The organism is Schinkia azotoformans LMG 9581, from assembly GCF_000307855.1.
In the GTDB taxonomy this organism is placed as follows: Bacteria; Bacillota; Bacilli; order Bacillales; family Bacillaceae_J; genus Schinkia; species Schinkia azotoformans.
This window is the reverse complement of record NZ_AJLR01000117.1, coordinates 1-12,818: the sequence shown is the minus strand read 5'-3', so window position 1 is coordinate 12,818 and position 12,818 is coordinate 1. Positions and strand designations below refer to the sequence as shown.

The window sequence follows — 12,818 nt, the reverse complement described above, 5'->3', positions numbered from 1 at the left end:
ACAATGTCAAACGAGCAACAAATCTCCTTTTTTGACAAAAATAAATATCATCCTAAACTTTTTTGTATTAAAATATGTGTAAGTCGGGAGATGAATGAAGAATGTCCTTTACTCATTTTAATGAAGAAGGCCGTGCGAAAATGGTCGATATCACTGAAAAAAATGAAACTACTCGTACTGCCATTGCCCATTCTAGCATACAAGTAAATGAAGAAATCTATACAAAAATAAAAGAAAATAAAATGAAAAAGGGCGATGTATTAGCTGTTGCTCAAGTAGCCGGAGTGATGGCAGCCAAGAAAACATCCGAATGGATTCCGATGTGTCATCCATTGATGCTAAAGGGTGTGGATATTTCTTTTTCATGGGAAGAGAAAGCCCCTGAGTATATTTTACATATCGAAACAACTGTTAAAACAAAGGGAAGCACAGGTGTCGAGATGGAGGCTTTAACAGCAGCAACTGCTACAGCGTTAACGGTTTATGATATGTGTAAAGCCGTAGATAAAGGAATGATTATTGGCCGAACATATTTAGTTGAGAAAACTGGAGGAAAAAGCGGAGATTTTCGGAGAAAGGAAAATATTGATTAAGGAGAACGGGGGTATGGTATGTCTTTTGATAAAAACAAAATACCGCAAGCGACTGCTAAACGCTTGCCGTTATATTACCGGTTTATAGCGAATTTACATGCTTCAGGGAAACAGCGTGTTTCCTCAAAAGAATTAAGTGATGCGGTAAAAGTAGACTCAGCCACAATTCGCCGTGATTTTTCTTATTTTGGTGCCCTTGGTAAAAAGGGTTATGGGTACAATGTCAATTATTTATTGTCCTTCTTTAGGCAGACGTTAAGCCAAGATGAAGTGGTGAAGGTGTGCTTAATCGGGGTAGGAAATTTAGGAACCGCCTTTTTGCATTATAATTTTATGAAAAACAATAATTCCAAAATTGTGATGGCATTTGATGTTGACCCAGCGAAAGTCGGCACAGATATCGGAGGTGTTCCAGTTTATCATTTAGATGATTTAGAAAGCAAAATCACAGGTGAATTGGAAGTTGCCATTTTAACCGTTCCTGTACAGGTATCCCAGCCAATAACGGACCGCCTCGTTACGTCAGGAATAAAAGGAATTTTGAATTTTACACCAGCAAGACTGAATGTCCCGGAAGATATTAGAATTCATCATATTGATTTAGCAGTTGAGTTGCAGTCATTAATTTATTTTTTAAAACATTACCCATTAAGTTAATAATTTTATGGGTTGCCCCGGAAAGTTTGCTCAAAAGTACACATGGAAAAACGGCTATCTCTATTTTGAGGCAGCCGTTTTATGATTTTCTTTTTTTAATCATTCTTTTATATAAAATAAATCGAATAGCTGTTGAAAAGTCGAAGGTTGCAATCATCATTAACAGTATCGTAGAAAAGTTCCAAATTGTCTCCTTAGCGCTTTGGATCGCTAAATATGTAAAGAGAGCACCCATCGCCCCATAAATGAGTGCCATTGTATAAGGTGAAGTTCTCATTGTAAAAACCCTCCAACGAAGCTTTGCACCTGTTCATATTGCTTCTGCAGCTTCTCCATATCATCTGCAAATAGGATGCGTACCAACACAACAAAGGTATTCATGGAGACGTGGGCAACAATCGGAACCAGAATTCTTTTTGTTTTAACATAAAGAAAGGAAAACACAAGCCCCATTGCTGTATAGATGATGATATGTGTAAAGTCAAAATGGACAGCTGCAAAAATTAAAGAACTAATGATAGCGGCAATCCAAAAGTTAAATCTTGTATATAAACTGCCAAAGATAATCTGCCGAAAAATAATTTCTTCGAAAATGGGCCCCACTACTGAAGTAACAATAATAAAAATCGGTGTTTGCATCGCGATTTCTACTAAAATCTCTGTGTTTTCAGAGCCCATTTTGATTCCAAGCATCATTTCAATTTGTGCAGCAATAACCTGTGCTAAAAACGCTAAAAAGATCCCGGAAATCGCCCAGCCTGCTGCACGAGTTCTTGATACTCGATTGTTAGTATTATGACGGGCTTTGATGTCTGGCAATAACAACAAAATAACTACTAATAAACCGCCACTAAAGCTTATGACCGTCCAAATGGCCACCGCATCATCCTTTGAGATCCCATTTCGAAGCAGCAAGTTCACACCAAACAAGATCCCCGAAAATTGTACAAAAATATACATTAATATAGTAAGCAAGTATCTGCTTTTCAATGTTATACCCCTTTATGTTTAATCAGATGAATCACTCTTGTATTTTAACATAATTATTTTAAAACCAATAAAAAGATGATTGGTTTTTCAACATTTCGTTAATAATGTTCAGGGAGGTTAATTTTTACAAAAAAAATATAGTTTTTACTTGCAAAAATCTAGTTAATTATTTATTATAATAAATGTGTTAGCACTCAGCATTAATGAGTGCTAATAATTAAAATACTTAAAATTTATCTTAGGAGGGTGTTTCACTTGTTAAAACCATTAGGTGATCGTGTTGTTATTGAGCTTGTTGAAGCAGAAGAAAAGACTGCAAGCGGTATTGTTTTACCAGACACTGCGAAGGAAAAGCCGCAAGAAGGTCGTGTTGTAGCTGTAGGAACTGGCCGTGTATTAGATAACGGTGAGAAAGTTGCTTTAGAAGTTAAAGAAGGCGACCGCATCATTTTTTCTAAATACGCTGGTACAGAAGTGAAATATGAAGGTAAAGAATATTTAATTATTCGCGAGAATGATGTTTTAGCAATTGTTGGCTAAGTGGTCTTGAACGCGGAATGATAGAGTTACGAAGTGTGCAAAGACCCACTTTACTTTCATTTTTCGTGAGATAGATCTACTAGTCTTTTTACATAGTAGATCACCCTTGTCTAATAGAATTAATAAAACAAAATCAGAATCCTGCTGATTAATAATTTTGAGGAGGTACTACTTAAATGGCAAAAGAAATTCAATTTAGTGAAGATGCACGTCGTGCGATGCTACGTGGTGTAGATGCATTAGCAAACGCAGTTAAAGTAACACTTGGACCAAAAGGACGTAATGTTGTATTAGAGAAAAAATTCGGTTCTCCATTAATTACAAATGATGGTGTAACAATCGCAAAAGAAATCGAATTACCAGATCCATTCGAAAATATGGGTGCAAAATTAGTTGCTGAAGTAGCTAGCAAAACAAACGACATTGCTGGTGACGGTACTACGACTGCAACTGTTCTTGCTCAAGCTTTAATCCGTGAAGGTTTAAAGAACGTAACTGCTGGTGCTAACCCAATGGGCATCAAAAAAGGTATTGAAAAAGCAACTCAAGCTGCTGTTGAAGAATTAAAAGCGATCTCTAAGCCAATCCAAGGTAAAGAATCCATCGCTCAAGTTGCAGCGATTTCTGCTGACAATGATGAAGTAGGTCAATTAATTGCTGAAGCAATGGAGCGCGTTGGAAACGATGGTGTTATCACAATCGAAGAATCAAAAGGCTTCACAACTGAATTAGAAGTAGTAGAAGGTATGCAATTTGACCGTGGCTACTCTTCACCTTACATGGTAACAAATTCAGAAAAAATGGAAGCTGTTCTTGAAAACCCATATATCTTAATCACTGATAAGAAAATTGCAAGCATTCAAGAAATCTTACCAGTATTAGAACAAGTCGTTCAACAAGGCAAGCCATTATTAATGATTGCTGAAGATGTTGAAGGTGAAGCACTTGCAACTCTAGTAGTTAACAAGCTTCGTGGAACATTCAATGCAGTAGCTGTTAAAGCTCCTGGCTTTGGTGACCGTCGTAAAGCAATGCTAGAAGATATCGCTATCTTAACTGGTGGTCAAGTCATCACAGAAGATATCGGTCTAGATCTTAAAGCTGCAACTATTGAACAATTAGGTCGTGCTTCAAAAGTTGTTGTTACTAAAGAAAACACAACAATCGTAGAAGGTGCTGGCGACTCTGCTAATATTTCTGGTCGTGTAAACCAAATCCGCAAACAAATGGAAGAAACAACTTCTGAGTTTGATAAGGAAAAATTACAAGAGCGCTTAGCTAAACTTGCTGGCGGTGTAGCTGTAATCAAAGTTGGTGCTGCTACTGAAACAGAATTAAAAGAGAAGAAGCTTCGCATCGAAGACGCATTAAACGCTACTCGTGCTGCAGTTGAAGAAGGTATCGTTGCTGGTGGTGGTACAGCTCTAGTTAACGTATACAATAAAGTATCTGCTCTTGAATTAGCAGGCGACGAAGAAACTGGTAAAAACATCGTATTACGTGCATTAGAAGAGCCAGTTCGTCAAATCGCTGCAAACGCTGGTTTAGAAGGCTCAGTAATCGTAGAGCGCCTTAAAAATGAAGCAGTTGGCATTGGTTTCAATGCTGCTACTAACCAATGGGTAAACATGGTTGAAGCTGGTATCGTTGACCCAACTAAGGTTACTCGTTCAGCATTACAAAACGCTACATCTGTAGCTGCTATGTTCTTAACAACAGAAGCAGTAGTGGCTGACATCCCTGAAAAAGAAGCTCCTGGAATGCCTGACATGGGCGGAATGGGCGGCATGGGGATGATGTAATCCCTGCATAGCCGGGCATGAAGTTTTATAAAAAAGTAAAGACTACTCCCTATTTGGTTATAGGGAGTAGTCTGTTTTGTTGTAAATGTGCTTATTGAATAAAACTTGTAGAAAAAAGTTAAAGCCGATTCAAAATGAGGTTTAGCAAGGCGGTTAAGGAAAGCACTATATACATAGCGGATATTGTTAACCACACGGCATGTTTTTCGATATCTGCATTTGGGTCTTTAGCGACTTTTTTTATTAACAATATTAGATTTATACAAAAAACAATTGCGAAAATTGGATTTATTAGGAAACTGAATTGAATCAAAAATAATATCATAAATCACCAACTTCCCCCAAAAGTTTTACCGTTTATCTATCCTCTTAATCATCCTGAAGAGGACCAAGTCTTTATGATTGAAAATTTTTTAGCTTTTGCTTATTGCGTAAATATTTTTTACTTCAATCTAGAAAAAACATAGAATCAAATTTTTTTTGGTAGTTGATTGTATTGAATGTTTCGGTCGTTATATAGTGAGCGCCTCTTCTGTATGATAGTGATTTTTCGAGAATCACACGATACCTACGAACGAGACGCCTTCCGTTTTTACAAAAATTAAATTGTCAAGCGGGATAACAGATAGATGGATCTTAATCTCATTAAGTTCAACAAATAGTACTTGTTTTATTGGAGCGAAAGTTGAACAATTATTATAAAGGTTGCCACTTTTATATTTTGGTTTCTTGCAAGAGCCTTAAAAGCTAAGTTTAATAATTATACATTCTTTTACCACGTTTTACTTTGATAATCAGTAGTTTCATTATATTCCGTGCCAAAATAGAAGTTCATTGGTTTTAATTTACCATTATTTCTTGATAATTCAAAAACAGGGTTACTAATGTTTATTGTAAGTACCTGGTGTCCATATGTTCCATAAAGGGCTTCTGCTGGTTCATTAGATTTAGTAAATTGGAATTTTATGAACATATAATCGGAATTTACCGGATAGTCTGGTTTTGCGAGATTTTGTACTTTAGTTACACCACCTAAGAAATAATTAAATCCAGAAGACCAATTTGTAGTAGTTGCACCCTGAGATGTTGTATAGGTGTAAAAACCAGTTGCAGTACCATTAGTTACTACACCATTTTGTATAACAATACCAACAACGTCCTTCATTCTCAAAGACGGACTAGTCAGCCATGTAAAAGTTCCAGAAGCTTCAGCTGTTTTCCCGTCGCTTTTTATTTAAAGACTCGCCAAAGACGGGTATCGTGTTCACCAATCTTACGTGCAACTGCCGCAACTGGCATTTCACCCATCAACGACAGTAGATGGTGTTCAAAAAGCATGGAAAATCCAGCACCTGGGCGTGCCCAATCAATGATAACGGTGCGTATTTTTCCACATGATTCACATTTAACCCTTGGCATTCTTGCATGTAGTATGGTTTGATATTGCCAGAAATCTAGGTGCCTCCAAGTACGGTCCTGATCTTGAATGTCATGAACTTTACAACCTGAGGTCCCACAATTAGGGCACGAAAATTCGGCACCTTTTCTATATTCAATATAAATGTGTAGTGTTTTCTCATCTTTAGTTAGCTCATGGTGGAAAACATACCATGGCTCAGGTATTTCCAAGGCGATTTCAAACACATTGTAATCTTCATGAAAATCTTTCATATAACTATCAGCTCCTAGGTATTTTAATAGATTAATACCCAGTATTGACAGTTATATAAGATTTTAGACTAAATACTAAATAGCGAGGAAGCAACCCATACCGCAAAAATTCCTCTTCCTCAACATAACCGCTTGCAATAGCTAGTTTTCTAGCAAACAACTGAGAAATTCTCGTAATCAACAATTATCACCTTCCACCTATTTTCCAATTTGTATTAATTCTACAACATTCAACATATTATTCAATAGATTTGGGATAAACCCCCCGAAATCGGGGATAAATTCCTGTATTTGCGGGATGAATTTGAAAAACAATTAATCTGAGAATCTGAATCGGCATTTATCCCGGAAATGTGGGGATTTATCCCGATTTTTGATGAGTTTGTCGCAAAAATATTGTAATTATTGGAATATTTTATATGATTGCAGTTGAAAGGAGGGAAATAATAAATGTTTAAATAACATACACACGTAGTTAACTACTGAATAAATTTAATTGGATTTTTGAAACAATAATTTTAATTTTTAGGGAGGATTTTATGTTTAAAAAGAAGAATGTGTTATCATTATTTATGATTTTATTTTTTGTACTAGGATTTAATAATTTATTCGCTGATGCAGCAGCAATAGAGGGCTTAAAAGAATCGCAAAAAGAACATTTGAAACAATTAGGTTTTACAGAGGAAAACATAGCATCAATGACAATTGATGAATATCAAGATTTTAAATATGCTATTCCAGCGGAGCCGTTTGTTCAAGAAGAAACATTTTATAAAGTTATTTCAAATCTCGAAGGTGAAGTAACAGGTGTTGAAGAATATAATGAAAAAGATGCTCTAAAATTGATGGAGCTGGAAGAAAGAATGATAACACCTTTTGCAATAAACACCGAAGAAACTAGTTGGATGTCTATGACTACAACTAGTACGAAACTTACGAATGGTAGAACTCTGTTGCATAATAATTTTACATGGTTAAAGAATCCTAATGTTAGTTTATCTGACATGGTTGGATTAACTTACAATGATAGTGTTGTAATCGAACCTAATACTATTAAATTCTCTTATAAATATACAGACGGTTTAGGTGAGCACACATTGGGCTATAAATCTTTGTCTAAAAATGCCCAAGGTATAGCTGCAATATTTAACTTAAAAGGAATTGGAACAAATGCGGGTACAAGTAATCATCATGGTTATATAGCAGTAGAAGTATCTAAGGGTAATACTAATGATATATCAGCGAATGCCTTTGGTCATTACACACATACAACATTAACTTTTAGTATAGATGTGTCCATTAAAACAGGGGATATTGGGCTAGGTATGGCAACAGCTGAAACAAAAATGACTAATACCGCAATTAAATTTAATTTCTAAGATTTCTTATTTTAGGGTGATTATATGATTGATTTTATTATAGCAGCATCATTCTTATTGAATCCATTATTAGCTTTTGTCTTCAGTTTAAATTTATGTATTTTGATTATTAGAGTCTCTAAAGATGAATATTCGAAAGTTAAAGCAAATATTATTTGGATTTGTATTTCAAGTGTGTATATTATTTTTACCTTGACTTGGATGTTTGGGAATATTAGTATTGCTTCTTCTTAAAGTATTTCTAAAAGGTGCCCGGGTCTTTGACAGTTACATAAATATCCAAATTTCGAAAAGCCTTGATAACAGGGCTTTTTTTGTTAGAAAAGTGGTATTTTTACCACTTTTTATATTGAGTACTTTTGGGTAATGTGTTATAATATAGGGAAACGGAGGTGATGGTTATGAGATTAAAAATTACTAAATCTAAAAATTCTTCATCACTTTATGTCATTAAATCCACTTATAAAAACGGGAAACATTCCTCCAAGATTGTTGAAAAGCTTGGTACATATGATGAACTTCTAAAAAAATTGGACGGTCAAGACCCCATTGAATGGGCGAAACAATATATTGCCGAACTCAATAAGAAAGATAAAGAAGATAATCGTAAGATTATGGTTCAATACTCTCCTACTAAGTTGATCGAAAAAGATGAGCAACGTTGTTTTAATGGCGGTTATCTTTTTCTTCAACAGATTTACCATGATTTACAGCTTCATAAAATCTGCAGTCAAATCTCTGACAAATACAAGTTTTCATTTAATCTGAACTCGATTTTGCCACGCTTACTATACGGAAGAATCATTTTCCCGTCTTCCAAACTTGCTACCCATCACCTTTCTTCTAAGCTCATCGAACAACCAGACTTTGAAATCCAACATGTATATAGAGCCCTTGAAGTCATTGCTAAAGAAACGGATTTTATTCAATCGGAGCTGTATAAAAATAGTCTGAAGTTATCCAAAAGAAATAGCGGCATCCTTTATTATGACTGCACGAATTATTTTTTTGAGATTGAACAGGAGGAAGGTCTGAAGCAATACGGTTATTCTAAGGAACACCGCCCTAACCCTATTGTCCAGATGGGGCTCTTTATGGATGGGGATGGGATCCCCCTTGCTTTCAGTATCCATAAAGGGAATACAAATGAGCAGATTACGTTAAAACCTTTAGAAGAAAAAATATTAAAAGATTTCGAGTTATCTAAGTTCGTTGTTTGCACGGATGCGGGACTTGCCTCAACCGATAACAGGAAGTTTAATGATAAAAAAGATCGTGCTTTTATTACAACTCAATCCATCAAGAAGTTAAAAAAGCATTTAAAAGAATGGACTCTTTCTTCAGAAGGTTGGAGGCTTGGTGAGAATCATAAGACCTATGACATTACGAAGTTAGACGATAATACTAAGTTTGCCGATCAAACGTTTTATAAGGAGCGTTGGATAAAAGAGGATGGATTAGAACAAAAGTTGATTGTCACTTATTCTATCAAGTACAGGGATTATCAACGGAAAATTCGTCAATCGCAGATCGAACGTGCGGTAAAAGTAATAGACACTAATCCTGCAAAGATAAAAAAACACAACCAAAATGATTATAAGCGCTTCATTGAAAAGACAAGTATAACTCCTGACGGAGAAATTGTGGACAAAGAGTTATATAGCATTAATGCGGATATCATCTCAAAAGAGGAATTATTCGATGGGTTTTATGCCGTATGTACGAATTTAGAAGATCAGGCTTCTGACATTATAAAGATTAATCACAGACGTTGGGAAATTGAAGAGTGTTTTCGCATCATGAAAAGCGAATTTAAAGCGAGACCCATATACCTAAGCCGGGACGATAGGATCGAGGCTCATTTCACTACCTGCTTTCTATCAATAGTAATATTCAGGTATCTAGAGAAGAAACTTGGTGAACAATTCACATGCAGCGAAATTATACACGGTTTGAGAGATATGAATTTTTACGAAATTATTGGAGATGGTTATATCCCGATCTATACACGAACTGATTTCACAGATGCTTTACATGAGGCATTTGGCTTTAGAACAGATTATCAAATCATTAGTAATAGGCAGATGAAAAAAATTTTTAGAGACACAAAAAAATAAAAAAAGTACTCAACTTTTACAATATACAAAAAGGCTTGAAAAGCCCTATCTATAAGGGTTTTCAAGCCTTTTCTATTCTCCAAGTGTCAAAAACAGGAACATATTACAATTATAGAAGTTAATATGAAAATGAAAAACTTTTTGTTCACCATTTTAGCTGTATTCAGTTTGTCACTTCTCTTTGGAATAGGAAACGCTTCAGCGAACTCACTAACAGAAGATGATCTTCTTTCAGAGGTAAAAGTGTTTGATGAGAATGGTGATGAAATTCCTTATACGAAGGAAGAACTTAAACAATTTATCAAGTTTAATTCGGATAAAAACACCAATTTATCCCTGTTTAAAAGCTTCCCGTACAATTATGGACCAATAGAATTTTCCAGTAATTTCTGGATAGGTGGAGGATGGAGAGGTATAGCATTTTACAATCCTGTTGATACAATAATAAGAGTCAATGGGATTGCAGAGAGATTTACAATTCATGCTTATTATGATGATAATGGTGGAGCGGGAAGTGAAGCTAAATCAATTTCATTACCTGGTGGATGGACTGGAGATGTTCATGTAAGTGCTTGGTCTACAATGCCAAGAGGATATGATTATCGTTTTAAAGTTGTAAACACGGATGGAAAAAAATTCACAATTGATAACATTCAAGTTTGGTATGATTGATTTATTTTTCAAAGATAAGAAAGTCTACCACAGCTAATAGGCTGTGGTATTTTCATATTATGGAGACTAACATTCTTTGACACATACTTTTTATTAACCGTTTTTCGCTATCAAATAAGGAAGAATTTCAATAACTAACTAAGATTCTATAAACAGTGCCACTCGAAAGCTAGTAGTACCTTCATCAGAATTAACCGTAATTTCCCCATTATAACTTTCAACTATCCCCTTAACGGTGGGTAGCCCCATGCCTTGGTGCTTACCTTCTGATTTTGTTGATATGCCTTTGGTAAATATTTTTTCTCTCATGTCTGATGGAATCTGGGGGCCATTGTTCGTAATTTCTAATAGACAAATATTTAGCACCTTTTTATAACCAATTTCAATTTGTTTTAATTGTTGATTAGAATCATGCAGAACGTCGATTGCATTATCAATAATATTTCCCAAAATTAAAACAATGTCATAACTCTTCATTTGCGGAAAGATAAGCATTTCCTCACTTTTTACCGCTAATTGAATACCTTTTTCTTCTGCTTGGACCATTTTTGCTTTTAATAATGCTTGTACAGCCGGTTGTTTAAAAGGAAATAAACTTTGTGATTCAATGACTTTTTTATGCAAATTAGTCATATACTGTTTAGCTTCAGCATACTTTTCTTCCTCTAGTAATACATATAGAACTTCGATATGATTATGAAAATCGTGCCGATAACTGCGCCATTGTGCTATCATTTTTTCCAATTCATCGATAAGAGGTGTTTCTGCGTAAGTAATGTGATCGTGAATCTCTTTTTGCTGGATATGGTTTACATAGATGAAAAATATAATGGATACGAGTACCATCGCTATTGTTAAAAAAGGGAATCGAATGAAAAACGTATAATAGCTATTATTTGGTATAAAATACAATGCATGAATCATCAATCCCAGCACTAATTGTAAACTAATAAGAGGCAGGCCCCATTTATATTTATGGTTGACCCACCTTTCCTTTATGTGGAAATGGTGCCTTTTAAAATAAAAGGCCAGTAAAAGTAATGGTACTAAATATAGATAGGGAAGTCCAATTCTATAAGTAAGTGATTGTTGTACCTGAATTAGTGATAGGTTAAAAATAGAATTAGCCAAGTATAAAATAATAAATTCTCCAATTAACTGAACGATATATGAAACCGTATTCAGCAAAAGAGAAAGATACCAAGAAATAGGGAAACTAAACCGGGCAATTATTATGGACAGAAAAAATAGTACAACTATCCATAATTCCATTTGTAAATTAAAATATCTAAAGATATATGAAATAATGGAAGTGCTAATTGAATAAATAACCAACCCTCTCCAGTTTGCTGGCAAGAGGGTTGGCTTCAATAGACATATCGCGAAAAATAGTTTAATAAAAGCTTCAGGGACGGATTGGAAAATGAAAGCAAAGAAATTATCCATAAAATAGACTCCTACTACTTTACTTGTTGAATTAATTCAGATAATTTAGGCCTATTTAATAGTGCGTATTCATCTGTATGTTTTAACTTAAGTTTATATGTCTCAGATGCAAAAGGAATCACTTCGTAGATCCATTTGATATTAACAATATAGCTGTTATGTGTTCTTATAAAGAGATTTTGATCAAGCCGCTGATGAATATCCTTCATGCTTTCTCTTGTAGTATAGATATTTTCTTTCACCTTATTTTGATGATTTTCAATTGTAAGAATGGAAGTCATTCTGCCATCCTTTTTTATACAAACGATTTGGTCTATCTCTAAAAAGAGAAGATTAGCCTCAACTTTTATGGCAATTTTTCCGGGACCAAGTAGCAATGATTCAATCCGACTTAAAGTGGTATCTGTAACATCTAAACGTTTTTTCACTTTTTCGAGAGCGATATGAATACGTGACGGGTCGATAGGCTTCAGTAGGTAATCAGTTGCTTCTACTTCATAGCTTTCCAATGCATAGTCCACATGTCCTGTAAGGAAAATAATTGGAAAGTCCGGTCTAAATTCGTGTATTTTTTTGGCTAGTTCAATCCCGTTGAGGTCAGGAAGATCAATATCCAAGACGGCAAAATCATGGGGCTCTTTATTAATTGAATTTATATATTCTTGTCCTGTTTGAAATTCATTAACAACAACAACTTCATTTGTTTGCTCCAATAACTTTTTTAAACGCCTTATAATAATAGGGTCATCATCAACAATAATCGCCCGTAGCATTTTTAATCAAGTTTCTTTCTGGATGGTTTTTTAGGTTGATAAAAAAATATTGCGCTTTGTGTTGAAACCTCTCCCTTCACAAACGTTAACATGGCAACAGCAATAAATGTTAAACCCTTTTTCAGCATTTTAAAAAACCCCTTTCTACTAATCTATCAATATATACAGTATCGGTAAA

General features: G+C 34.9%; 15 protein-coding genes. 7 read left to right on the top strand and 8 right to left on the bottom strand.

From position 1 onward, the window contains the following. The first annotated feature begins 101 nt into the window (after positions 1-101). Both moaC and BAZO_RS13250 read left to right on the top strand, forming a co-directional pair. Positions 102-593, top strand: a complete 492-nt coding sequence (gene moaC, locus BAZO_RS13255) for a cyclic pyranopterin monophosphate synthase MoaC (RefSeq protein WP_003332092.1) — start codon at positions 102-104, stop codon at positions 591-593. Between the two features lie 18 nt (positions 594-611). Further along, entirely contained in the window at positions 612-1,250 is a 639-nt protein-coding gene (locus tag BAZO_RS13250; protein ID WP_003332091.1) for a redox-sensing transcriptional repressor Rex, read from the top strand. A 79-nt stretch (positions 1,251-1,329) separates the two neighbouring features. Here the strand turns inward: BAZO_RS13250 and BAZO_RS13245 are convergent, their stop codons facing one another. Together BAZO_RS13245 and BAZO_RS13240 are read right to left on the bottom strand one after the other, a co-directional pair. Continuing rightward, the gene (locus tag BAZO_RS13245) at positions 1,330-1,527 is read right to left on the bottom strand and encodes a YdiK family protein (protein ID WP_003332090.1); all 198 of its coding nucleotides are present in this window, start codon (positions 1,525-1,527) and stop codon (positions 1,330-1,332) included. Then, positions 1,524-2,240, bottom strand: coding sequence for a CPBP family intramembrane glutamic endopeptidase (locus BAZO_RS13240; RefSeq protein WP_003332089.1), 717 nt, complete (start codon positions 2,238-2,240; stop codon positions 1,524-1,526). The genes BAZO_RS13245 and BAZO_RS13240 overlap by 4 nt, the downstream gene beginning before the upstream one ends. 255 nt (positions 2,241-2,495) lie before the next feature. Here BAZO_RS13240 and groES point away from each other — a divergent pair, with 255 nt between their 5' ends. Beyond that, complete coding sequence (gene groES / locus BAZO_RS13235; protein ID WP_003332088.1) at positions 2,496-2,780, top strand: co-chaperone GroES; 285 nt, start codon at positions 2,496-2,498, stop codon at positions 2,778-2,780. Between the two features lie 176 nt (positions 2,781-2,956). Further along, the gene (gene groL, locus BAZO_RS13230) at positions 2,957-4,582 is read left to right on the top strand and encodes a chaperonin GroEL (RefSeq protein WP_003332087.1); all 1,626 of its coding nucleotides are present in this window, start codon (positions 2,957-2,959) and stop codon (positions 4,580-4,582) included. A 772-nt stretch (positions 4,583-5,354) separates the two neighbouring features. On the opposite strand, the gene BAZO_RS13220 is transcribed toward groL, so the two are convergent. From BAZO_RS13220 to BAZO_RS22460, 3 genes are read right to left on the bottom strand one after another with little or no spacing between them, the layout of a single operon-like run. Further along, on the bottom strand, positions 5,355-5,753 hold the full coding sequence (locus tag BAZO_RS13220) for a hypothetical protein (protein ID WP_157382147.1): 399 nt from the start codon (positions 5,751-5,753) through the stop codon (positions 5,355-5,357). Positions 5,754-5,812: 59 nt separating this feature from the next. After that, the gene (locus BAZO_RS13215; RefSeq protein WP_003332083.1) at positions 5,813-6,253 is read right to left on the bottom strand and encodes a helix-turn-helix domain-containing protein; all 441 of its coding nucleotides are present in this window, start codon (positions 6,251-6,253) and stop codon (positions 5,813-5,815) included. Between the two features lie 31 nt (positions 6,254-6,284). Then, on the bottom strand, positions 6,285-6,437 hold the full coding sequence (locus tag BAZO_RS22460) for a hypothetical protein (protein WP_157382146.1): 153 nt from the start codon (positions 6,435-6,437) through the stop codon (positions 6,285-6,287). 355 nt (positions 6,438-6,792) lie between these two features. On the opposite strand from BAZO_RS22460, the gene BAZO_RS13210 reads away from it, so the two are divergent. The 3 genes from BAZO_RS13210 (at position 6,793) to BAZO_RS13195 (ending at position 10,421) form a co-directional block, all read left to right on the top strand. Further along, complete coding sequence (locus BAZO_RS13210; RefSeq protein WP_003332082.1) at positions 6,793-7,632, top strand: hypothetical protein; 840 nt, start codon at positions 6,793-6,795, stop codon at positions 7,630-7,632. A gap of 401 nt (positions 7,633-8,033) precedes the next feature. Then, the gene (locus tag BAZO_RS13200; protein WP_003332080.1) at positions 8,034-9,749 is read left to right on the top strand and encodes an IS1634 family transposase; all 1,716 of its coding nucleotides are present in this window, start codon (positions 8,034-8,036) and stop codon (positions 9,747-9,749) included. A gap of 129 nt (positions 9,750-9,878) precedes the next feature. Next, positions 9,879-10,421 carry a hypothetical protein gene (locus tag BAZO_RS13195; RefSeq protein ID WP_003332079.1) on the top strand — a complete coding sequence of 181 codons (543 nt, stop codon included), beginning with the start codon at positions 9,879-9,881 and terminating at the stop codon, positions 10,419-10,421. Positions 10,422-10,559: 138 nt separating this feature from the next. Here the strand turns inward: BAZO_RS13195 and BAZO_RS13190 are convergent, their stop codons facing one another. The 3 genes from BAZO_RS13190 to BAZO_RS22455 are packed head-to-tail and all read right to left on the bottom strand — an operon-like array spanning position 10,560 to position 12,768. Beyond that, positions 10,560-11,867: a sensor histidine kinase gene (locus BAZO_RS13190; protein WP_003332078.1), complete on the bottom strand. Its 1,308-nt coding sequence runs from the start codon at positions 11,865-11,867 to the stop codon at positions 10,560-10,562. A 14-nt stretch (positions 11,868-11,881) separates the two neighbouring features. Continuing rightward, complete coding sequence (locus tag BAZO_RS13185) at positions 11,882-12,640, bottom strand: LytR/AlgR family response regulator transcription factor (protein WP_003332077.1); 759 nt, start codon at positions 12,638-12,640, stop codon at positions 11,882-11,884. Between the two features lie 2 nt (positions 12,641-12,642). Beyond that, complete coding sequence (locus BAZO_RS22455; RefSeq protein ID WP_157382145.1) at positions 12,643-12,768, bottom strand: AgrD family cyclic lactone autoinducer peptide; 126 nt, start codon at positions 12,766-12,768, stop codon at positions 12,643-12,645. Positions 12,769-12,818 lie beyond the last annotated feature (50 nt).

What these genes read in the sequence shown, in the direction of transcription:
- moaC (WP_003332092.1), top strand. Translation starts at nt 102, where the DNA reads ATGTCCTTTACTCATTTTAATGAAGAAGGCCGTGCGAAAATGGTCGAT.
- BAZO_RS13250 (WP_003332091.1), top strand. Translation starts at nt 612, where the DNA reads ATGTCTTTTGATAAAAACAAAATACCGCAAGCGACTGCTAAACGCTTG.
- BAZO_RS13245 (WP_003332090.1), bottom strand. Translation starts at nt 1,527, where the DNA reads ATGAGAACTTCACCTTATACAATGGCACTCATTTATGGGGCGATGGGT.
- groL (WP_003332087.1), top strand. Translation starts at nt 2,957, where the DNA reads ATGGCAAAAGAAATTCAATTTAGTGAAGATGCACGTCGTGCGATGCTA.
- BAZO_RS13215 (WP_003332083.1), bottom strand. Translation starts at nt 6,253, where the DNA reads ATGAAAGATTTTCATGAAGATTACAATGTGTTTGAAATCGCCTTGGAA.
- BAZO_RS13210 (WP_003332082.1), top strand. Translation starts at nt 6,793, where the DNA reads ATGTTTAAAAAGAAGAATGTGTTATCATTATTTATGATTTTATTTTTT.
- BAZO_RS13200 (WP_003332080.1), top strand. Translation starts at nt 8,034, where the DNA reads ATGAGATTAAAAATTACTAAATCTAAAAATTCTTCATCACTTTATGTC.
- BAZO_RS13195 (WP_003332079.1), top strand. Translation starts at nt 9,879, where the DNA reads ATGAAAAACTTTTTGTTCACCATTTTAGCTGTATTCAGTTTGTCACTT.
- BAZO_RS13190 (WP_003332078.1), bottom strand. Translation starts at nt 11,867, where the DNA reads ATGGATAATTTCTTTGCTTTCATTTTCCAATCCGTCCCTGAAGCTTTT.
- BAZO_RS13185 (WP_003332077.1), bottom strand. Translation starts at nt 12,640, where the DNA reads ATGCTACGGGCGATTATTGTTGATGATGACCCTATTATTATAAGGCGT.
- BAZO_RS22455 (WP_157382145.1), bottom strand. Translation starts at nt 12,768, where the DNA reads ATGCTGAAAAAGGGTTTAACATTTATTGCTGTTGCCATGTTAACGTTT.